The sequence below is a fragment of the Parasediminibacterium sp. HNIBRBA5674 genome, from assembly GCF_056745525.1.
The window spans coordinates 1-23,005 of sequence record NZ_JBQWIE010000013.1; the positions used below are offsets into that span (position 1 = coordinate 1).

Here is a 23,005-nt window from a genome sequence, read left to right on the forward strand (position 1 = left end):
GTTGCGACTTTTGAATAATAACTCTTGACATAATTTACACTTTAATGATTTAGTGTAAACCTATTTTAGGACAAGACAAAGGAAGTTTTATTGCTCGCAGATAGCGCAGATGTCGCTGAAGGTGAATAGACAATGGTCAATAGTTAGAAGTGAAAACCTCTGTTGCTTCTTTGCTCTGTGGTTAAAACGCTTCCTTACAATGACGAGCAGTTTCACCATTGACTACTGACTATTGACTACTGCCTTCTCACCATTCACTGCTACCTACTAACTATTTATGATAAGAATCATGTTTTTCTATGACTCATCGCATAGGCAGGCCGTGGCTATAGGGGCATTTTTGCTGCATAAATAATAACTATGGGAATATTCATTGTCATCGCATTGTGTAGCCTAGTTATCTCGCTTGGCTTTTTGGTGGCTTTTTTATGGAGCGCCAAAACAGGTCAGTACGATGATAGCTACTCACCACCGCACAGAATATTATTCGACGAAACCAAAACCATCAACTAATCAATCAGCAGTATATATGGAATTACAAAAATTCGCTTATGACAACAGGATGCCTAGAAATTTTGCCATCGCTACCGTAGTTTGGGGCGCAGTGGGCATGTTAGTGGGCGTTATTATCGCTTTTCAGTTGGCTTTCCCTGTTTTAAACTTTGGTTTGCAATACACCACTTTTGGTAGAATTCGTCCATTGCATACCAATGCAGTGATTTTCGCTTTTGTGGGTAATGGTATTTTTACGGCAGTATATTACTCGCTACCACGTTTGCTTAAAACACCTATGTGGAATAGCTTGCTGAGCAAAATTCACTTTTGGGGCTGGCAATTAATTATTGTAGCCGCTGCCATTACCTTACCACTTGGTTTAAGCGCTGGTAAAGAATATGCCGAGCTTGAATGGCCTATAGATATCGCCATTACGTTGATTTGGGTAGTGTTTGGTGTAAATATGTTTGGTACGATACTTACCCGTCGTGAGCGTCATTTATACGTAGCTATTTGGTTCTTCATAGGCTCATGGGTTACGGTGGCTATGTTGCACATTGTTAACTCATTCGAATTGCCAGTAAGCCTTTGGAAAAGTTATTCATGGTATGCAGGTGTGCAAGATGCTTTGGTACAATGGTGGTATGGCCATAATGCAGTGGCCTTCTTTTTAACCACGCCTTACTTGGGTTTAATGTATTACTTTTTACCTAAAGCGGCTGGCAGACCAGTCTATTCTTATCGCTTAAGTATTGTACACTTTTGGAGCTTAATTTTCTTATACATCTGGGCTGGTCCTCACCACTTATTATACACTGCTTTGCCAGAATGGGCACAGTCACTAGGTACGGCTTTCTCTATCATGCTATTGCTACCTAGCTGGGGCGGTATGATTAATGGTTTGTTTACCCTACGTGGTGCTTGGGATAAAGTGCGTGAAAACCCTGTATTGAAGTTTTATGTAGTAGCGGTTACTTGCTATGGTATGTCCACCTTTGAAGGGCCAATGTTATCATTGAAAAATGTGAATGCTATTTCTCACTATAGCGATTGGACGGTTGCACACGTACACATTGGTGCATTGGGCTGGAACGGCTTTTTAACCTTTGGTATGTTGTACTGGTTAATCCCTAAAATGTTCAATACCAAATTGCATTCAATTAAGCTTGCTGCCACGCACTTTTGGATAGGTACGTTAGGTATTATTCTATACGCAATACCTATGTATTGGGCAGCTTTTAGAAGCTACTTTATGATGAAGGCCTTTACACCTTCTGGTCAGTTGCAGTATCAGTTTATAGACATTGTACAAACAGTAGTACCGTTTTATGTATTGCGTGCTATAGGTGGTACTATCTATTTACTAGGTGTGTTTTTAATGGTGTACAACTTAATTAAAACCGCTAAAGCCGGTAGCTTTGAAGCTGTAGAATATGCTGAAGCACCTGCACTAGAAAAAGCATACAAAGCACCTGCTAACTCTTTCTGGCACTCTGTAATAGAACGTAAGCCAATAATGTTGCTAACGTTAAGTTTAATAGTAGTAGCTATTGGTGGTATGGTAGAAATGATTCCTACTTTCTTGGTAAAATCTAACGTGCCTACCATTGCTAGTGTAAAACCATACACACCATTGGAGTTACAAGGTAGAGACATTTACATACGTGAAGGTTGCTACAATTGTCACTCACAAATGATAAGACCATTTAGATACGAAGTAGCCCGCTATGGTGATTATTCTAAAGCAGGTGAATCGGTGTACGACCATCCTTTTCAATGGGGTAGCAAACGTACAGGACCAGATTTAGCTCGTATTGGTGGTAAATATCCAGATAGCTGGCATTTTAACCACATGCTAGAGCCAGTATCTATGTCGCCAGGTTCTATTATGCCTACTTATGGTTGGTTGTACGATCAAGATATTGATGAAGGTTCTACCAATTCTAAAATACACGCTATGCGCAAGCTAGGTGTACCTTATGCAGAAGGTTACGAAAGCGAAGCCAATAAAGACTTAGAAAAACAAGCACAAGGCATAGCCGATAACTTGAAGAAAGATAAAATAACAGTAAGTGGTAAAAAAGAAATCATTGCATTGATAGCTTATTTACAACGCTTGGGCAAAGACATAAAAACAGATACCACTAATTATTCGAAATAGTTTCATAATCCCTGCTGTAGATGGTGGGTGTAAAAGCCCACCTAGCAGCATCGATACAAAACGTTTGAATCAAACAAAAATTTACAACGATGAAATTCTCTCATTACCTAGAAAAAATAACAGGTGTAGGTGTATATCCTATGGTATCGCTACTGCTGTTTGTGTTCTTTTTTACAGTGGTTACGGTATTGGTATTTAAGCAAAGCCAATCTGAAATAAACCACATAGAAAACCTGCCTTTAGATAACTAAACTTTTTACAACGATGCAACTAATAAAAAAAATTACTGCAACTACAATAGGTGCTTTTGCTACATCTTTAGTAATGGCAGAAACACCAAGCAATACGGTTTCTTCAAGTGTTATTGATGGCGATACCATGCTAGTAATCTGCATTAGCTTATTGGCTATTGTAATTGCATTTTTAGGCAATACACTTATCTTCTCAATGAAGTCGTATAAGGATAAGGTGCAACTTAAAAAACAAACAGATGCTACTGTAAAAGCAGCCATGTTTATTGGTTTAATGCTAGTGAGTGCATCGTCTATGGCGCAAGCTACTACTGCTGCGGCTACAGAACCTGTGGCAGTATCGCATACCAGTGGTTTTAGAATATTGCTATACACCATTGTAGGTTTAGAAATGTTGATTATTGTGCTATTTGCACAGCTAATAAAATACTTTATAAACCCAGAAGTTTTATTTATAGCCAAAGAAGCAAGAGCGCCAAAACCTGCTTTGATTAACTGGGGTAAAATATGGAATAACCTTAACCAATTTAAACCATTAGATCACGAAGCAAGTATAGATACAGGCCACAGTTACGATGGTATACACGAGCTAGATAATGTAACGCCACCTTGGTTTAAAATAGCGTTTATAGCTTCTATCATTTTTGCCTTTGGCTATTTATATCGCTACCATGTGGCTAAATCTGCACCCATGCAGGTAGAAGAATATGCCATTGAAGTTGCTGAAGCCAAATTGCAACAAGAAGAATATTTAAAGAGTCAGAAAGACAATGTAGATGAGAACAGTGTGGTAATGCTAGATGCAGATGGTGTGAGTTCTGGTGCCGCTTTATTTAAAACCAACTGTGTGGCATGCCATGGTGCGCAAGGGCAGGGTGGTGTAGGGCCAAACTTGACCGATGAGTATTGGTTGCACGGTGGTGGCATTAAAGACATTTTTAAAACCGTAAAATATGGCTGGCAAGAAAAAGGTATGAAGTCTTGGAAAGATGATTTCTCACCAGTACAAATAGCGCAGCTAGCAAGTTTTGTAAAGTCATTAAAAGGCACCAAACCACCAACACCAAAAGAACCACAGGGCGATTTATATAAAGAAGTTGCTGATTCTGCTACTGCTGCTGCACCCAAAGTAGCAGATAGTACCGCAGCTAAAAAGTAGTAGAAATGATTGGGTAAAATGTGATGATATGATAGACGAGGCAAACGATATACAACACGAAGTAACGTTTAGAGATAGGGTAAGTAATGTAAACGAAAAGGGCTTACGCAAATGGGTGTATGCAACACAACCAGGCGGTAAGTTTTATAAGTACCGCACTTGGGTGTCTGTATTTTATTTGGCGATATTTTTTATACTGCCGCTAATAAAATACAATGGTATGCCCTTTTTTATGCTCAACTTTCCTGAGGGTAAGTTTATAGTATTTGGCAATATTTTTTGGCCGCAAGACTTTTTCATTTTTGCGGTATCGATGATTACGTTCATTGTGTTTGTTGCCTTGTTTACTGTCATTTATGGTAGACTGTTTTGTGGTTGGGTGTGCCCACAAACAGTGTTTATGGAAATGGTGTTTAGAAAAATAGAGTGGTGGATAGAAGGCTCTGGTGCGCAGCAGCGCAAAATGAGTGGCACTACATTAACAGCCGAGCAGCGCATAAGAAAGTTTGTAAAGCATGGTGTGTTTTTAGCCATCTCTTTTTTAATAGCCAATACGTTTTTAGCGTATGTCTTAGGCTTAGATGGGTTATTAAAAATTATAGAAGAGCCAATAGCTGAACACACAGTTTTATTAACTGGGTTATTGTTTTTTACCTTTTTGTTTTATGCGGTTTTTGCTTTTGTACGTGATATTATTTGTACCACAGTTTGCCCTTATGGTAGGTTACAAAGTGTGTTGTTTGATAAAGACACCATGCAAATTGCCTACGATTACAAACGTGGCGAGCCAAGAGGTAAACTATCTAGACACATTGAAGCTACAACCGGTGATTGCATTGATTGTAACAAGTGCGTACAAGTATGCCCAACTGGTATAGATATACGTGATGGTGTGCAAATAGAATGTGTAGGCTGTACGGCTTGCATAGATGCTTGCAACGAAGTGATGTTTAAGATAAATAAGCCGAAAGGCTTAATAAGATATGCATCTGAAAATGAAATAGCCAAAGGCAATAAGTTTCACTTTAATGGCAGAATGAAAGCCTATTCTGTATTGCTGGTGATATTGCTAATAGTAACCACCGTGCTTGTATTTACAAGAAGAAGCGTAGATACACATATCACTAGAGTGCGTGGTCAACTATACCAAGAAGTAGGAAAAGATACTTTGGGCAATTTGTTTAATGCCATTGTATTGAACAAAACAAACAAAACTTTTGGCGTAAGCATGAAGCTAGAAAATATACCGGGTGAGGTAAGTTTTGTAAGCACAAAAGATGCACAAATGAAACCTGAAGCAGTAAATGAAGTGACGTTTTTTATTCGTGTAAATAAGCAATACATTACTAGAAGAAGTACAGATATAAAAGTGGGTATTTATAAAGATGGGCAGAAAATACAAACTGTGAAAACCGTGTTTCTTGGGCCGTTTTTGTAAGCAACCAATCATCATTACATCATTCAAATCAATACATACAATTATGAACTGGGGATATAAAATATTAATCGGCTTTTCAACCTTTGTAATAGGTATGCTTTGTATGGTAGGCGTAGCCATGAAGCAAAGCAATGAAATGATAGATGATAATTACTACGAGAAAGAGTTGAAATATCAAGATAAGATAGACGCTTCTAAAAACTTAAGTGCTGTAGCTGAAAAGCTAAGCATTACCGATAGTGGCAATGTAGTGGTATTGCAGTTGCCGCTGGCTACAGTAGGCAGTAATACTACCGGTACTATTGAGTGCATTCGCTCTGCTGAGCAGAAAAAAGATGTAATGCTACAGTTACATGTTGATGCAGCTGGTAGACAAGTGTTATCTAAAGCGTTATTTGTAAATGGTGTGTATCAGTTGCGTTTAGACTGGGTTACAACTGGTACTGCCTATTTTCATCAGCAAGTTTTAACTGTTACAAAATAATATGCTAGCAATTGCATTCATAGGTTTAAGTATTGGCTTCTTAGGAAGCTTTCACTGCGTAGGCATGTGTGGGCCTATTGCTTTGTCTTTACCTATCATGCATGAATCAAAAGCAAAACGCTTACTACTTATTTTGCTATACAATTTGGGCAGAGCCACCACTTATGCAGCACTCGGTGCATTGGTAGGTATTGTGAGCAATCGCTTCTTTTTAACAGGTTATCAGCAGGTATTGTCTATAGTGCTTGGGTGTTTGATTTTGCTTGTGTTGCTTTTAGGTAAGTTTATTAACCTAGAAGCGACTGTATTTAAAGGCTTTCATAGGCGTGTGCAAGGGTTATTGGCTAAATATTTACATGCAGAAAAAAGTACCGCAAGTTTTTATGTAATAGGCGCAGCAAATGGGTTGCTACCTTGTGGCCTTGTGTATATGGGCATTGCAGCCGCTGCCGCTACAGGTAGTGCAGCGCATGCAGCTTGGTTAATGTTTGCCTTTGGCTTAGGTACATTACCGTTAATGTTTAGCTTAATGATAGTAGGCCGTGCCATACCTGTAACGGTAAAGCAACAACTGCGTAAAGCCTTGCCTTATTGTGTAGGCTTAATGGCTTGCCTACTAATACTACGTGGTATGAACCTAGGTATACCTTTTATAAGCCCAATTATGAATCATGCTGCTAGCGGGGTAATTAGTTGTCACTGATTTTTTATGAGTAATTCTGATTTATTTACTTTTTGGCACAATTATAGAATTATTGCTAGAAACAAATAGTACCATGAAAAAAATAGTATCGTTAGTAATTATTGCAATGGCTTTGGTAATTACTACAAATGCACAAATAAGAAAAGTACCAGCCACTGTTACTGATGCTTTTAAAGTGAAGTTTGCTACTGCATCGCAAGTTGAGTGGAAAGACAGAATTACCAATTTTGAAGCAAGCTTTAAGTTGAAAAATATCAATCATACCGCTAAGTTTACCAAAGAGGGTACAATGATAGAAACCACTGGTGAGCTTGATTTTGTACAACTACCCACTAGCGTAAAGGATGGTTTTAATAAAAGTAAGTTTGCAGACTGGGAAGTAAAAGCAGTGATTACGTTTCAAGAAACTGATAAACCTTTTTATTACAGAATCACGGTAAAGAAGAATGACATTACAAAGCGTTTTTTATACTTTGATAAAAATGGCAAATTGGCAAAAGACTCAATAACGATATAGGAAATTGTTAATAAACAAATGAAAGCTACGCACGTAATGGTGTGTAGCTTTTTTATTGGCTAACCGTTAATCATTTTTGATTGGTAATTGTGGTATTTTCGGCGATATTTAATTTTATTTTCACCACAAAGTGCACAAGGGATTTTCACTAAGTACACAATCATTGTGAACCTTGTGTTTTACATCGTGTTCTTTGTGGTAAAGCCTTTAAAAATATACTGACAATGACAAAAAAGCTACTGATTGTTTCACTTTTTACACTTTCATTTTCGGCTATTGCAACTGCCCAAAGCGACCGCTGGCAGCAACGTATTAAATACAATATTGACGTAAAAATGGATGTGGTAACCAACAGATTTGTTGGTACTGAAAAACTTGAATACACCAACAATTCGCCTGACACCTTAAAGCGCTTGTTTTTACACTTGTATTGGAATGCTTTTCAGCCCAATAGTAGTATGGATGTGCGTAGTAGAGAGCTAGGTAAAACCTTGATAGGTAAAAGTAGAACAGGTGAGGATTTGTACGACTGGGATGCTCGTGTAAAAGACAGAATCAGCAAATTGACCGATGCTGAAATTGGCTATCAACGTGTGAAAAGCTTAAAGATAAATGGTGTAGCACAAGAACTAGTAGAGCATGAAACGATACTAGAAGTAAAGTTGAGCAAAGCTATTTTACCAAAAACTAAGACATTAATTGATGTAACTTTTGAAGCGCAAGTGCCATTACAAGTGCGTAGAAGTGGCCGTGATAATGCAGAAGGTGTGCGTTACAGTATGAGCCAATGGTATCTTAAAATGGTTGAGTACGACTACCAAGGTTGGAACGCTAACCCATACATTGCTCGTGAGTTTTATGGTGTGTGGGGTGATTATGATGTAACCATTAACATAGATAAAAGCTATATGGTAGCTGCAACTGGTGTGTTACAAAATGCCAATGCTATAGGATATGGCTTTGAAGCAGCAGGCGTAAAAGTACCTGCTCCAACTGCTAATACATTAACGTGGAACTTTAAAGGCGAAAATATTCATGATTTTGTATGGGCTGCTGACCCTCAGTTTAAGCATTTAAGCAAAAAAGTAAGACCTGATTTAACCTTACATGTGTTTTACAAAGCCAAAGATTTGGTAGCAGATAGTGCTTGGAACAATGTATTATGGGCTGCTGAAAAAGCATTGCCATTTATAGAAAAGAAATATGGTAAATATCCTTACCCTCAATACTCATTTATACAAGGTGGTGATGGTGGTATGGAATACGCAATGGCTACATTAATAAAAGGGCCAAGCCTTGGTACGGTATTTCATGAGTGGATGCATAGTTGGTACCAACATATTTTAGGTACTAACGAAAGTTTGTTTGCATGGATGGATGAAGGCTTTACAAGTTTTGCAGAAAGCGAAGTGTCTGATTATTATTATGCAACTTGGGCTGCACAATCGCCTTACTTAAGTGCTGGTGCAAAAGCAGGTGTGGCACGTATTGTAGAACGTAGTAAAACACAGTTACCATTGGTTCAGGCATCAAGTTATCAAGGGTATTTTGGCCTAGCCAAAAGCCCTTACGAAGAGCCCATGAGTACACATGCTGACCATTATAACACCAACTATGCTTACAGCAACGATGCTTATAGCAAAGGCGCTACGTTTTTGGCACAACTTGGTTATATAGTAGGTGATAGTGTGAGAGATAAAATACTACTAGCTTACTACAACGAGTGGAAATTTAAACATCCCAATGCGAATGACTTTATTCGAGTAGCTGAGAAAGTAAGCGGTATGCAATTGCAGTGGTACAAAGAGTACTGGATTAACAGTATTAAAACCATTGATTACGCTGTAGGTAATATCGATTTGGTAGATGGTAAAACCTCTATTAACCTAAAACGTGTAGGTAAAATGCCAATGCCTGTAGATGTATTGCTAACCTTTAAAGATGGTAGCCAAGAGTTGCATTATATACCAAGTAGCTTACAATTTGGCGAAAAGCCTGTTGAAAATGCGATACGAAGAACAGTACATGCAGAATGGAAATGGACGCATCCTGATTATAGCTTTACCACTAGCAGAAGCATTAAAGATTTAAAAAGTATAGAAATAGATCCAACACAACGATTGGCAGATATCAATAAAACCAACAACAAATTGGTAGTGCCAGAATAGAATTGTGATTTAATGATTTGAATGATTGTGAGAAAAAATAATAAGAGCCGCACATTTTGTGCGGCTCTTATTTTTTAAATGGTATCGTGAAAATTCACGTACATAGTTTTTTAACGCTTAATACCTACATGAAAATTCATGTACTATATTTTAGCTTAAAAAATGGCATAGAGAAAACTTGTGTGCGATATTTCTAAATGATAAATGCCTACATGAAAACTCATGTACCATATTTCTGCGTGGCAAATGGCATCATGATTATTTATGTACCAAGTGTTTAACCAATTAATAGCTACATGACTATTCATGTATAGTATTTACAGCTAGTAAGTGATTTTCATAAAAACAAAACAGCCCTGAGAAATTTTCTCAAGGCTGTTTCTTTAAATCCTATTAAATCAGTCTAATCCTTTCAAATCAAGGTTCAGACGTAATTATTCCCAAATTTCACCTTTGCCATCAATCCAGTTTTTAACGGCTTCGGTAGTTACACTCTTCGGGCGTTCTAATGCAAAGCCCAAAGCTCTATCCCAACATAGGCTAGATAATACACCCAATGCACGGCTTACCGCAAACAATACAGTGTAGAATTCATACTCAACTAAGCCATAATGTACTAACAATGCACCACTGTGTGCATCTACGTTTGGCCAAGGGTTTTTAATTTTACCAAGTGATTGTAAAATTGGAGGTACTACATCGTAAATGTTCCATACGGTGCGGCACAATTTGTCTTCTGGCATGTGTTTTTTACCAAATTCCATTTGTGCAGTAAAGCGAGGGTCAGTTTTACGCAATACTGCATGGCCATAACCAGGTACTACTTTACCACCTTCTAAGGTTTCTTTTACGTACTGCGCTATTTGTTCTCTTGCAGGTAAGTCAGTATTTAGTTTCTCCTGCATCTCAAAAATCCATTTAATTACTTCTTGGTTAGCCAAGCCGTGTAAAGGTCCCGCCAAGCCATTCATACCAGCTGCATAGCTTAAGTAAGGGTCGCTTAATGCGCTACCTACTAAGTGTGTGGTGTGTGCAGATACGTTACCACCTTCATGGTCAGCATGAATAGTCATGTACAAGCGCATCAATTCTTTGAAACTTTCATCTTCAAAGCCCATCATGTGCGCAAGGTTACCAGCCCAGTCTAGCAAACCATTTGGTTCAATATGTTCTTTGTTTTTGTATTTTCTTCGATAGATGTAAGCAGCAATACGAGGCAAACGGGCAATTAAGTCCATCGTATCATCGTAAGCAAGACTCCAATAATCTTTTTTATTAAGCCCCTTTGCATATTCTTTGGCAAAGTTACTCTCTGTTTGTAAGGCCATTACGCCCACCACATACATGGTCATTGGGTGCGTAGTAAGTGGCAAAGCATCTATGGCTTTAAACACATGCATTGGCACGTGACTTCTGCGCTGCCATACGTTAGAAATGTGTAATGCATCTTCATTGGTAGGTAGTTCGCCTAATAACATCAAATGAAACAATGCTTCTGGCAAGGGCTCGCTACCACCTGCTGCTTTTGGTAGTTTTTCTTGCAGTTCTGGTATAGTATAGCCTCTAAAGCGAATACCTTCTTGTGCATCTAGCAAGCTGGTTTCTGTAACCAAGCCAGTAATGCCACGCATGCCTTGATAAATTTGAGCCAATGTAACTTCACCAATTTTTTTGGCGCCATGCTCTTTTATAATACTTTTTATTTCCGCATTGGCTATGTCTGCCTTTACCTTAAATTTTTCTTTAAGTACACCCATGATAATTGGTTATTTTTTATAGCGAGTAAAGAGTTTTTTGGGTCAGCTGTTGTATCACTTTCCATCTTTAGTTGCGTCGCACACTGGAACTTTTAGATACACTTATCAGCGCGGCTAAAAGTAGTACAACTTCTTGTGCAGAACAAAACATTTACAAAGAAGTTGCGTGAAAATGCTATAAAATTTCTTTATAGGTAATATTTTAATGCTCTGTTTGTAATACTTATCACTTTAGTAAGCAACTAGCAATAAACGTAGTTTAGTAATTTTCATTTTTGGTTGCATGATTTATTGTTGAATCTTTAATACTTGCTGTAGGATTGTTATCATGTTTACTACCACTTTTCTTTTGATAAATCGGGCCAAATAAGCTCTTGGTAAATAGCTTTCACCTTAGCCATATCTTCAGCCGAAATATCATTTAAAGCTGCTGCGCCAACATTGTTAGCAACCTGTTCAGGGCTAGATGCACCAGGGATCACACAACTTACTTCGCTAAACATAAGTACCCATTTCAAGGCAATAGCAGAGAGATTATTAGCATTCGGAAATACTTCTTTTATGGCTGCTACTGCGGCTAAGCCTTTCTCATAATTAACACCAGAGAAAGTTTCACCTTTGTCAAACGCTTCACCATTTCTGTTGAAATTTCTGTGGTCATCTTTATCAAATGTAGAAGTGTTAGAAAACTTACCTGTAAGTAAGCCACTTGCAAGTGGTACACGTACAATAATGCCTACATTTTTATTTGCTGCTTGCGCAAAAAAATCTTCAGTAGGTCGTTGTCTTAGCATGTTGAAAATAATCTGAACCGTAGTCACATTATCGTATTCAATAGCTTTCAACGCTTCGTCTATCGTTTCTACACTTACACCCATGTTCAATATTTTCCCCTCTTGTTTCAAGTTGTTAAAAAGGTCAAATATTTCTGGGCGGTCGTAAGTTGCTGTTGGTGGGCAATGCAATTGTATTAAGTCTAAAGTTTCTAAACCCATTCTTGTAAGGCTATCTTCTACATATTGTCTTAAAGCTTTTGGTTGATATAAGGCATCAATATGAGGTGAAAATTGTCTACCACATTTAGTAGCTACATATACTCTTTCTTTTCTCGAACGTACCACTCTGCCTACTGCTTTTTCACTTTCGCCATCGCTATATACATCTGCAGTATCTATAAAATTTATCCCATTATCTATCGATGCATTGAGTATGGCATCAGCATTTGTATGATTAAAAGTGGTGCCCCATTTGCCACCAACTTGCCATGTGCCAGTACCTATTTCAGAAATCTCGAAGCCAGTTTTGCCAAGTAATCGTTTCTTCATACCAATGTTTATTTGCTTGCGAAGATATTATTATGAAATGTAGAATGGTTCAGTAATATTATGATTGGTTTGTTTATTTTTCTACCTCTAACAGCAACAAAAAAGCCTCACCAAACGGGTGAGGCTTTTAAAAAAGTAAAGCCGTTATTTTAAGGTAGAAAAATCAATATTAATATACTTAAGTGCATCGGCTGCTGTAAGATCAGCAGGTGTCATTAGTATTACCGAATAGATTTTACCATTGCCAAGTACAACACCTGTTTTTGAAGTAAGATTGGCAGTATCTGTAAACACATTAATATTGTAAGTACCTGCTGCTACCTGCTTAAAGGTGGTATAAGTATCGTATGATAAATGGTCTAAAAAGTTTCTATTCGTATAGTCTAACTGATCTAAACCTACGCTAATAATTCTGACATTTACGTAATTAAAATAAGCCTGTGATCTAAAGTCAAGTACACGTATACCTGCTTTGCCAGCTGCAGGTGTTGTTAAATCATCTGTTACAATTGAAATACGCCAGTTATAACCTACACGGTAAATAAAGCAAGAATAGTATTTATCACTTAGTAAGTCGGCGTAAACATCCACAATAGTATTACCACCAAATGTTACTTTAATATTTCTACTACCAGCAGCAACTTGTTTATATGCAGTTGAATAATATATCGCTACATCACCTTGGCCAACACCATTTAGGGTGACATTTACATTGCCGTAATCCATTACGTTATAGAAGCGAATATTTGCTGTACCAGTAGTACCTGTGCCAGTGCCTGTACTTGTAGACGTGCTAGAACCATCCACTACTTTAGTACAAGCAGTTAAGCCCAGTAGTAATATTAATATGGTATTTAAAAGTGCTTTCATGGGTTGATATTTATTTAGCAGGAACGATTACTGTTGTAGTAGCCGATGCTGAACAATTAGCATTTGAAGTGGCTGTAAGTTTTACAGTGTATGTCTTTGCAGTTGTGGTTTGTGTATATGTTTTTATGTTAAACGCATTAGCACCAGTAGTGCCATCACCATAATCCCATGCGTAAGATGTAATAGTGCCATGCGGTACCGTTGATGTGCTGTTAAAAGCCCAAGCGCTGCCAGATGCATTGCTTTGCTGTACAGAAATAGACGCTGTTGGCGTTACGTCTTGCCCAAATGAGGTAACAGGTTGCAACACTTTATACAACTGTGAGTTATTGAGTGTAATGGTGAGCGTTACATTGTATGAATTTGGAAATGTGTAGCTCTTATTAATTGGGTTACCAGTACCGCCAATACCATCACCAAAATCCCAACTATAAATAGCGCCTGCGGGTACACCTGTTGTAGGCCCAGTAAATGTAAACATCTCACTACTTGGTTTACAAGGGCTAGTGCTTGTATAAGTGAAGCCACCAGTTATGCTATAACCAGGAGGCACAGTTATTACTTGCGACCTTGAAGATACGCAACCAGCATCGCTTGTAATGGTTAGTTTTACGGTAAATGACTGCTGTACTGAAGTTTGTACATATGTATGCGTGCTAAAACTACCAGTGCCATTACTACCATCACCATAATCCCATACGTAAGATGTAATAGCACCTTTTGCTAAACTGCTTGTGCTGTTGAAAGTGTAATAATTACCAGTTGTTGTAGCATTGGTTTGCTGCGCATAAAAAGAAGCAACTGGTGTTACACCTTGCCCTACGGCAGTAACAGCCATGGTGCTTTGGCCAAGTATTTGGTTATTGTTTTTAACTTTTACTAATACGGTATAAGAGCCAGATGTGTTATAGGTATTGGTGGTGCTTGAGCCTGAACCAGAATTGCCATCACCAAAAAACCACTCGTAAGTAGAACCAGATGGTGCACCCGGTGCAATCACATTAAAGGTGAATATTTCATTACTTGGTGCACATGGCGCTGTGGTAGTATATGCTATCGTAATGTTGCCAATACTACCGCTACTTGTACCGCCACTACCGCTAGTGCCACCTGGTGGTGGTGTAGTAGTTCCGCCGCCGCCACTACTGCTAGATGCTGGTATTGTAATGATTTGTGTTTTTGTAGCTGTACAACCTGTTATGGCACTTGATACTGTTAGTTTAGCTGTAAATGTTTGTACTACAGTAGTTTGAGTATAAACGTGGGTATTTACGCTACCGCTGCCACTTGTGCCGTCACCAAAATCCCATACATAATTTTTTATGGTACCATTGGTAATAGTACTAGTGCTTGTAAATATCATGGTGCTTGTAGTAGCACCTGCAACAGCTGTAAATGCTGCTGTTGGTGTTGTGTTTTGCCCTAAAGCGGTAATATTCAGAGTAGACTGACCAAGAATTTGGTTGTTATTAATCACTTTTACCAAAACAGTATAGGTGCCAGCATTTATGTAAGTATTTGTACTTGATACGCCTGTGCCAGCATTTCCATCACCATAGTACCATGCATAAGAAGAGCCAGCTGGTGCGCCCGGTGCTGAACAGGTAAATGTAAATACCTCGTTACTTGGTGCGCAAGGTGCTGTACTTGAATAGTTGATAGTAATAGTGCCAATAGTACCGCTGCTTGTGCCGCCACTACCAGTTTGTCCGCCAGGTGTTGTGGGTGTAGTAGGTGTTGTGGTGCCAGTACCAGGTGTTTGACCCGGTGTAGGTGCAGGATTACTAGGGTTGCTAGAACCACCACCGCTACTGCTGCCACTACCAGAACCACTGCTACTGCCTGTACCACTAGTACTGTTGTCAATTACTTTTACACAGGCCGCTAAGGCCAATGCTATGTAAGCAACGATTAAGAATTTTGTTTTCATGTATGTATTTAACGGTTTACTATTTCACCCATCATGTGCAATAACTAGCCTTTGGGGCATACTGCACACGTCATGTGGTAAATAGTGGGTACTTATTTTACTATAAACTAATCTTGGGCATAGTTTATTGTGAATGACTGCAAGTTGGGGATATTTTTTCGTTTGCGCTGTAATTCGTAGTCATATATCAACTGCCCAATATTTTTCATAAAGGGAAAGCCAACCGTTTCGTAATCGTATGTATCGTCGTTAAATATCCCGTCTTTATTACATAGTAGTGTAGCGCTTAACATAAATTCTACTTTTTTGTCAGTATCTATTATGTAGGCCACATCTGTTAAAAAGCCATAAGCATCACCCACTTTGTTAAAGACACGAATATTTGGTGGTAAGCTGCCTTTCTCGCTACCGAAAAGCAGAAACTTACAATAGGCATCCCAATGATTGGCCGTATCGTAGTAAGGATAAGTACTTTCTCTTGGGTAAGCACTCATCCAATGTTTTACAAAATTGTAATCGGTAGGCGATAAATTAAATTGCTGTTTACTTGGTACAGCATCTGCAAATAGTACGCTTTGAAGTATATGGTGCAAGTCTTGTAAGTACACCCTGTTTTTCTCACTAAAATTGAATGGTTGGTTAATCAACTTGCTGCCTTTATAAAACCCTTTACCTATAGCTACATCTAGTTTTGGAAAAATGGCATTGCTATACTGACCTTCTTGGCGATATAATAGTTTGCATGTGCTATCGTAAAAGCTAATAGGATTGGTGGCTCTGTTTTGTTCGTTGGTAAGGCTTCTTTGCAAGCGATGCCTAATAACTACATCTGTAAAACCTTTGTCGGCTAGCTTTTGCTGTATGTAAGCTTGCCCCAAAAACTCGTACAATCTGTTAAAAGCATCATTATCACTTACTAAAAATATTTGCTTAATATAATTAGCTACCGATGCTTTGCTGTCTTTTGCTGTAGGATTTGTGTACACCCTATCTTGACCACTAAAACTACTATCAGTAACCATGGTGCTATTCATATCTACACCATATTTTTTAAGTGTATTCAATTTTTCTAAAGCCAAAAAAGCAATGGGCATTTTTACCGTACTAGCAGGGTAGAAGTAGGTATTGTTGTTAAGGTTAAACGTATAATCAGTAAAAGTTGGCTTGTTGTGTTTGTCTCTGTCTATTTTGGTGTAAATAATTTGCAAGCGCAAGCTGTCTTTATTTTCCAAAATACTGGCAAATCGCTCAGGTTTGCTGCGCATCAATTGTTCTAGCAGGTTCACATCTTTTTTTGAGGGCTGTTTGTTTTGGGCAAATGCTTGCATGGTATAGCAACAAAGAATTAGCAATAAGTATCTCATGCATCAAACTTAATAAAAAAATGACTGCTTGTGATAAACGGCCTATGCCTTGTGCACATTTTTCAATTATCTTACACCATCTACCAAACAAACCATGTATGAGAATAGCGCTCAGTAGTTTTTTATTGATGATTGTATTTGCCACAAATGCTCAATCATTTACATCCACAGAAATTGCTCGCTGGCAAGCGCAAGCCAAGCAAGTAAACATTATTAGAGACAATTATGGTATACCACATATTTATGGTAAAACCGATGCTGATGCTGTATTTGGCTTGCTATATGCACAATGTGAAGATGATTTTAAACGTGTAGAAATGAACTACATAGAAAAGCTTGGCCGCTTGTCTGAAGTAAAAGGCGAGGCAAGTCTGTACGACGATTTACTGATTAAGTTATTGATAGATTCTACAGAAGCGGTGGCAGATTATAACAAAGCACAACCTTGGCTAAAGAAGCTTTTAAATGCCTATGCTGATGGTATTAATTTTTACCTCTACAAGCACCCAACTGTAAAGCCGATTATGCTTAAACGTTTTAAACCTTGGTATGCATTATTGTGGACAGATGGCAGCATTGGTGCCATTAATACTGCTGATATTACTACATCAGAGTTAAAACAGTTTTATGGCAATGATAAAAGCGCAGTAGCAACAATTGCTAAAAACATAGATATAGAAACTGGGTCAAATGGTTTTGCCATTGCACCTAGTAAAACCGCTTCTGGCAATGCTATTTTATACATCAATCCTCACGTTACTTTTTACTTTAGACCAGAAGTGCAAGTAGTAAGCGAAGAAGGTTTAAACGCTTATGGTGCAGTAACTTGGGGGCAGTTTTTCGTGTACCAAGGCTTTAACGAGCATTGCGGTTGGATACACACGAGCAGCAATGTAGATGTGGCAGATATGTACGCTGAAAAAATAGTAGCCAATGCCAAAGGCTTGCAATATCAATACGACGGTAAACTATTGCCTGTAACACAAAAGCGCATTAGTATCAAATACAAGCAAGGCGATAGTTTATATACAAAAGTGTTCACTACTTTTTACACCCACCATGGGCCAATAATGGCTAAGCGTGAAGGTAAATGGATAAGCCTACGTTCGTTCAATCGTTCTATGGCAAGTATTGAGCAAAGTTGGCTACGTACCAAGGCCAAAGGCTTTGAAGATTTTAAGCAAACCATGTATCTAAAGGCCAATACAAGTAACAATACCGTTTTTGCAGATGATAAAGGCAATATTGCTTACTGGCACGGTGATTATATGCCTAAAAGATATACTGCATACAACTGGGCTAAACCCGTAGATGGCACTATTAAAGCTACCGAATGGCAAGGCCTACACATGGTAGATGATATTGTACACCAATACAATCCTGCTAGTGGTTTCTTGCAAAATTGCAACTCAACACCTTTTTCGGTTAGTGGTAGTAGTAGCCCTAAGCAAGCAGATTATCCTACTTATATGGCACCTGATGGTGAAAATTTTAGAGGCATCAATGCAGTGCGTGTACTAAGCCAGGGCTCGCAATACAACATTGATAAAGTGATTGCTGCTGGTTACGATACTAAGTTATCATCGTTTGAAGTGTTAGTACCTGCGTTGCTTAAAGCGTATGAAAGAGTCGGCTCTGATTATCCTGAATTGCAAGAAGCCGTAAGCGTACTAAAGCAGTGGGATTATCATTCAGGTGTTAATTCAGTTGCTACAACTTTGGCAGTAGAATGGGCACAAAAATTAGGGCCTAGTATTACCCAAATATATGTTAACCCTAGTGAGTTAGACCAAGTACAAGCTACTAAACTATTTACTGATACTGCAAAACCACATTACTTAGTAAAACATTTACAAGCTGTATTGCAAGAATTAACCACCAAGTTTGGTAAATGGCAAATGCCTTGGGGTGAAGTGAACCGCTTTCAACGTTTAAGTGGTGAGATACAAAATCAGTATAGCGATGCAGCACCAAGTTTGCCTGTACCTTTTGCTAGTTCTTTTTGGGGGCAATTGCCATCGTATAAAAGCCGCACATTTACTGGTACTAACAAACGCTATGGCGAAAGCGGCAATAGCTTTGTATGCGCTGTTGAGTTTGGTAAACGCATTACTGCAAAATCGTTATTAGCTGGTGGTAGTAGTGGTAATCCTAATTCGCCACACTTTAAAGACCAAGCAGCGATGTACACAAAAGGTCTATTTAAAGAGGTATTATTTTACAAAGAAGATGTACTAAAACATGTAGAACAGCAATATCATCCTGGGGGCGAAAAAGGTGAAAAGTGAGAAGTGAAAAGTCAAATGTGAAAGGTGAAATTTTCCACGTCACTGCGAGGCACGAAGCAGTCTGCATTGTTTAATTCAATTCTGCATCAATCATCGCATTCTGCAAGAAAACCTATTTCGTATAAAAAATATTTTATCAGTTATAATTTATTACATACTTTGGTGTATAATAAAATTATAAACTATGCCGCAAGCAATTAACCTACGTATTTACAGCGCTAAGGATGTTGTAATGCTTACCGTACTATCTGTTATTCTTCAAAATGCTTTAGACAACATTAAAGAACTAACCGAAGAAAACGAAAACTGGAACTTTGATTTAATTACCGCTTTAAAAGCCCGTGTAGACAAAGACTTTAAAGATATTTTAGGTATTGACCCTAAGAAAGACCAACGTGAAGCTACCGCTACCGTAAAAGCCATACAAGCCGAAGCCTTGCCACTATTATCTACCGTGAGTTTACGCTTAAATGTAGCTATTAAAGATGCTTCTAGACGTGCCGAATTACTCACACTACTTGGCTTTACCGCCTTTGGTAAAAAAGCACAAGCGAAAGACCAAATTGCTTTAATAGAACTATTGGCAAAGTTTAAAACCAACCTTACAGCCGAGGTAAAAGCAGAAATAACAGCTACTAAAGATATTAAAGCCACTGTAGTAGATAGTATTATAGGCTATGCCAATACATTTAGTAACGAGAATATTACCCAAGAAACCTACAAAAGCAACAGTAAAACCATTACTGCCGAAGGCGTTACAGCACTAAATGCCACCTACACAGCCGTAGTTACAGAATTTGCGAAACTGGTACAGGACTTTTATAAAAAGAAAAAATCAGTTAAGAAAGATTTGTTTAGTTTCTCAGCAATAAAAAAAACCGTGCAAAACAGTGGTAATGGCAGTACGCCACCACCACCACCAACTACCCCTAAATAGTTAGCTGTTTGGGGGCTTTCAAAACTTTGGCGAGGGTTTCAAAAAAAAAATTTGTGCTTTCAAAACTTTGGCGAGGGTTTCGAAATTAAAATCAGCCCTTTCAAAATGTTGGCGAGCATTTCAAAGGAAAGATTTGAGCTTTCAAAACTCTGGCGAGCATTTCAAAGGAAAGATTTGTGCTTTCAAAATGCTGGCGAGGGTTTCAAAGGAGTGTTTGGTGCTTTCAAAATGTTGGCGAGCAGTTCAAAACATTATAACGAATATTGTTGGTGAAAGCAACACCAACAAAGGCGAAAGTTTTGGCAAGCGTTTCGAAATTTTATAATAAATATTGTTGCTGAAATCATCACAATTAAGCGGGAAAATTGTTTAATCTCTCATATAAAAAATTATATTGCAGACAGTTTAGATTATTTAAGTTTTTAAAAAAGAAAAAAATGAAAAAGCAAATTTTAACTATTGTTGTTACACTCTTTTTGGGATGTATCGTTTATGGACAAGGTAAAACACTTATAGGAATCGTTCCTTTCAAAGATGCATCGCAAAGTAATGAGAGTTATTATTATAGAAGTTCAAATGTGAATCACTATGCTACAGCTATTCAAGACGCGGTTGCGGATGCGTTCCTTAAAACAAAAAGATTTTCATTAGTCGAAAGAGAAAAAATGGATCAATTAAGATCTGAAAAGAAATTACAAAAAGGTGAGGACTTTATTGATGGCTCTGTAATTGAACAGTCTAAATCTTTAGGTGCGCAGTATGTCGTGCTTGGCAATATTTCAAGTGCAAAACAAGAGCAAAAGCAAGACTACATCCCATTTGTAGGAACTTCAACAAGTTACACAGCGGAAATTTCATTTAGTATTAGAGTCGTTTATGTAACTACTGGCGAAATAATCGCTTCAAGTAGTTTTAGCAAAATATCAAAAGGTAAAAATGCATATGATAACGCTTTAAACGAAATTAAGCCTCTCATTGAATCATTTATTAAAGACAATTTCAAGATTATTGCATCCGTTGTATCTATTGAGGAAAAAAATAGTACTGGAGATGCTTTGAAAGTATTAATATCGGGCGGGAGTTCTACTGGAGTCGTTGTAAATAATACCTTTAAAGTATACGAGGTTTCTGAATTACTAGTTGATGGTAAGAAATTGACAAGAAAAAAAACAATTGGTAAAATTATTGTCGCAAAAGTCGAAGATGAGAATTTTTCTTTGTGTACGGTCAAAGAAGGTGGCGATGAAATATCTAAAAAAATAGGAACGGGTGCAAAAATTAAGTGTGAAATAACAAACGAATAATTTATGAATAAAATTTTTATATCAATCATTTTCACATTGTCAACATGTTTTGTATCCGGGCAGACTAGCCCAATACAACCCAAAATAATGGTTATCCCATTTACTAAAGATGGGGAAGATATAAGAACAGTGTTGGATAACGATGTAAACAGACGAATTGCTATAACAAAAGTGAAAGAAGGATTTGACAACAAAGGGCTGATAACTATTGATTTTGTAGGCAAATTAAAAGCAGCAAGAGATAATCAGGTTTTCGCATCTGATAACCAAACAGATATAAAATCAAGAATTATTGAAATGTCAGGTTGTGATATTTATGTTATCGCAGAAGTTGATTCAAAAAAGGACAATTCAGGTTCAACAGTCAATGTAATTTTAAGCTCATATGAAGTAGCAACAGGTAACTCTTTATCAAATAAGGTCGGAAATTCAGGTAAATTTTTTACTGATGATTTTGGAAAACTGACCACCAAAGCAGTTGAAAAATGCATAGATGAATTTACTGAAACGATGATAACAAAGTTTAACGAAACTGAAAAAAAAGGTCAAGCCGTTCTAGTTCACTTTTCTTTTTCGGAAAACTCTACAATAAATATGACTACAGAAATTGAAAAAGAGAAACAAGCTCTTTCTGATGTTCTTGAAAATTGGTTTACTAAGAACTCTGTTAATGGTAGTTATCACATACAAGGTACTACAACCTTAAAAATGATTTTTGATGAAGTCAAAATACCAATACGAGATGTAAATAATAATCAATTTACAGCAAGTAAATTTGCTTTACAAATATCCAATTATTTAAAATCAATTGGTTTACAGCCTTCTAAAGACATCAAGGGTAATACTATTTACATAACTATTAATTAATGATAATGTCTAAAATAAATCTAAAACCATTTATTCTACTTTTATTTAGCATTTTTTGTCTAATTCCAATTGCAAAATCACAGAAATCTGACTTTAGATTAGGAATTGTTATGCCTAACTCTTCAAGTGATTTTAGTCAGGAACAAATCCAAAAATTAGAGTCGAAAATTATCCAAATAATAAATAACTCAAATGATGTTATGGTTGGCTATTCTAATGACTTTATTATTTATCCAATTGTGTCAATTGAGGAAACAAATATCGTTGAGGGCGGACTTCAAAACTTGACTGTGACATCTATTGATTTGGCATTGTTCGTAAAACAAGTTTCTACTAACGTTGTCTATAATTCAATTTCTAAAAGAATTAAAGGAAGTGGAAATAATAAAAACCAGTCAATTACAAATGCTTTTAGCCAAATCAAAACTAACGAAGAGTTTTTCAAACAATTTCTATCAACATCGAAAACTAAAATAATCAAATACTATATAGAAAACTGCAAAAAAATAATTCAAAATGCAGAGAATTTAGCAACTAAACAAGACTATGAGCAATCATTAGGTATCTTACAGTCAATCCCAAATTCTATAGAAAATTGCTATAATGAAGCTCAAGCAAAATCTATTGAGATTTATAAAAAATATCAAAACCAGCTTTGTTCCAAAAATTTGACAAAAGCAAAGGCAGCAATTGCTATTAATGACTTTACGAACGCTCTTGAAACACTTGAACAAATTGACCCATCTTCATCTTGTTACAACGACGTCAAAAAACTAATTTCCCAAGTATCTCAAAAAGTTGACAGGAAAGAAAAACAGGAATTAGATTTAGAGAAACAAAGAATAAATGCTATAAAAGAGATTGCGAAGGCTTACTATTCAAATACAATTAGACTAGTTAAATACAATGTCATTGTAAGGTGAGATAGCAACTTGGCATAGTGTGTTCATTATCCCTTACAAATTAATAGCAAAAAGAAAAGTTTAG

The 23,005-nt window shown here is 37.3% G+C and carries 20 protein-coding genes; 14 read left to right on the forward strand and 6 right to left on the reverse strand.

Annotated features, from left to right (window positions below; translation table 11 throughout):
• Positions 1-360: 360 nt before the first annotated feature.
• The 9 genes from ccoS (at position 361) to ACT9TX_RS08145 (ending at position 9,376) form a co-directional block, all read left to right on the forward strand.
• Entirely contained in the window at positions 361-513 is a 153-nt protein-coding gene (gene ccoS, locus ACT9TX_RS08105) for a cbb3-type cytochrome oxidase assembly protein CcoS (RefSeq protein ID WP_481337770.1), read from the forward strand.
• 16 nt (positions 514-529) lie between these two features.
• Positions 530-2,656 carry a cytochrome-c oxidase, cbb3-type subunit I gene (ccoN, locus tag ACT9TX_RS08110; RefSeq protein WP_481337771.1) on the forward strand — a complete coding sequence of 709 codons (2,127 nt, stop codon included), beginning with the start codon at positions 530-532 and terminating at the stop codon, positions 2,654-2,656.
• 89 nt (positions 2,657-2,745) lie between these two features.
• Positions 2,746-2,907 (forward strand): CcoQ/FixQ family Cbb3-type cytochrome c oxidase assembly chaperone, encoded by a 162-nt coding sequence (locus ACT9TX_RS08115; RefSeq protein ID WP_481337772.1) that lies wholly within the window; start codon positions 2,746-2,748, stop codon positions 2,905-2,907.
• A gap of 13 nt (positions 2,908-2,920) precedes the next feature.
• Positions 2,921-4,066, forward strand: coding sequence for a cbb3-type cytochrome c oxidase N-terminal domain-containing protein (locus tag ACT9TX_RS08120; protein WP_481337773.1), 1,146 nt, complete (start codon positions 2,921-2,923; stop codon positions 4,064-4,066).
• A gap of 28 nt (positions 4,067-4,094) precedes the next feature.
• Entirely contained in the window at positions 4,095-5,504 is a 1,410-nt protein-coding gene (gene ccoG / locus ACT9TX_RS08125) for a cytochrome c oxidase accessory protein CcoG (protein WP_481337774.1), read from the forward strand.
• Between the two features lie 43 nt (positions 5,505-5,547).
• Positions 5,548-5,988, forward strand: a complete 441-nt coding sequence (locus ACT9TX_RS08130; protein WP_481337775.1) for a FixH family protein — start codon at positions 5,548-5,550, stop codon at positions 5,986-5,988.
• A 1-nt stretch (position 5,989) separates the two neighbouring features.
• Positions 5,990-6,691 (forward strand): sulfite exporter TauE/SafE family protein, encoded by a 702-nt coding sequence (locus ACT9TX_RS08135; protein WP_481337776.1) that lies wholly within the window; start codon positions 5,990-5,992, stop codon positions 6,689-6,691.
• A gap of 73 nt (positions 6,692-6,764) precedes the next feature.
• Positions 6,765-7,208, forward strand: coding sequence for a hypothetical protein (locus ACT9TX_RS08140; RefSeq protein ID WP_481337777.1), 444 nt, complete (start codon positions 6,765-6,767; stop codon positions 7,206-7,208).
• A 224-nt stretch (positions 7,209-7,432) separates the two neighbouring features.
• Positions 7,433-9,376 (forward strand): M1 family metallopeptidase, encoded by a 1,944-nt coding sequence (locus ACT9TX_RS08145; protein ID WP_481337778.1) that lies wholly within the window; start codon positions 7,433-7,435, stop codon positions 9,374-9,376.
• Between the two features lie 155 nt (positions 9,377-9,531).
• Here the strand turns inward: ACT9TX_RS08145 and ACT9TX_RS08150 are convergent, their stop codons facing one another.
• The 6 genes from ACT9TX_RS08150 to ACT9TX_RS08175 all read right to left on the reverse strand — a co-directional run bounded on the left by ACT9TX_RS08150 (position 9,532) and on the right by ACT9TX_RS08175 (position 16,622).
• Entirely contained in the window at positions 9,532-9,684 is a 153-nt protein-coding gene (locus ACT9TX_RS08150; RefSeq protein WP_481337779.1) for a hypothetical protein, read from the reverse strand.
• 126 nt (positions 9,685-9,810) lie between these two features.
• Complete coding sequence (locus ACT9TX_RS08155; RefSeq protein ID WP_481337780.1) at positions 9,811-11,133, reverse strand: citrate (Si)-synthase, eukaryotic; 1,323 nt, start codon at positions 11,131-11,133, stop codon at positions 9,811-9,813.
• Between the two features lie 335 nt (positions 11,134-11,468).
• A complete protein-coding gene (locus ACT9TX_RS08160; RefSeq protein WP_481337781.1) occupies positions 11,469-12,458 on the reverse strand; it encodes an aldo/keto reductase in 990 nt (329 codons plus the stop codon).
• Between the two features lie 144 nt (positions 12,459-12,602).
• Positions 12,603-13,328: a DUF4397 domain-containing protein gene (locus tag ACT9TX_RS08165; protein WP_481337782.1), complete on the reverse strand. Its 726-nt coding sequence runs from the start codon at positions 13,326-13,328 to the stop codon at positions 12,603-12,605.
• A 10-nt stretch (positions 13,329-13,338) separates the two neighbouring features.
• Positions 13,339-15,258 carry a PKD domain-containing protein gene (locus tag ACT9TX_RS08170; protein WP_481337783.1) on the reverse strand — a complete coding sequence of 640 codons (1,920 nt, stop codon included), beginning with the start codon at positions 15,256-15,258 and terminating at the stop codon, positions 13,339-13,341.
• A gap of 107 nt (positions 15,259-15,365) precedes the next feature.
• Positions 15,366-16,622 carry a serine hydrolase gene (locus ACT9TX_RS08175; RefSeq protein WP_481337784.1) on the reverse strand — a complete coding sequence of 419 codons (1,257 nt, stop codon included), beginning with the start codon at positions 16,620-16,622 and terminating at the stop codon, positions 15,366-15,368.
• A gap of 98 nt (positions 16,623-16,720) precedes the next feature.
• Between ACT9TX_RS08175 and ACT9TX_RS08180 the strand changes: the two genes are divergently transcribed.
• The 5 genes from ACT9TX_RS08180 (at position 16,721) to ACT9TX_RS08200 (ending at position 22,941) form a co-directional block, all read left to right on the forward strand.
• Positions 16,721-18,910 carry a penicillin acylase family protein gene (locus ACT9TX_RS08180; RefSeq protein ID WP_481337785.1) on the forward strand — a complete coding sequence of 730 codons (2,190 nt, stop codon included), beginning with the start codon at positions 16,721-16,723 and terminating at the stop codon, positions 18,908-18,910.
• A 184-nt stretch (positions 18,911-19,094) separates the two neighbouring features.
• Positions 19,095-19,847, forward strand: coding sequence for a hypothetical protein (locus ACT9TX_RS08185; RefSeq protein ID WP_481337786.1), 753 nt, complete (start codon positions 19,095-19,097; stop codon positions 19,845-19,847).
• A gap of 437 nt (positions 19,848-20,284) precedes the next feature.
• Positions 20,285-21,151 carry a CsgG/HfaB family protein gene (locus ACT9TX_RS08190; RefSeq protein ID WP_481337787.1) on the forward strand — a complete coding sequence of 289 codons (867 nt, stop codon included), beginning with the start codon at positions 20,285-20,287 and terminating at the stop codon, positions 21,149-21,151.
• 3 nt (positions 21,152-21,154) lie between these two features.
• The gene (locus ACT9TX_RS08195) at positions 21,155-22,018 is read left to right on the forward strand and encodes a DUF6175 family protein (RefSeq protein WP_481337788.1); all 864 of its coding nucleotides are present in this window, start codon (positions 21,155-21,157) and stop codon (positions 22,016-22,018) included.
• 5 nt (positions 22,019-22,023) lie between these two features.
• On the forward strand, positions 22,024-22,941 hold the full coding sequence (locus ACT9TX_RS08200) for a hypothetical protein (RefSeq protein WP_481337789.1): 918 nt from the start codon (positions 22,024-22,026) through the stop codon (positions 22,939-22,941).
• Positions 22,942-23,005: the final 64 nt, after the last annotated feature.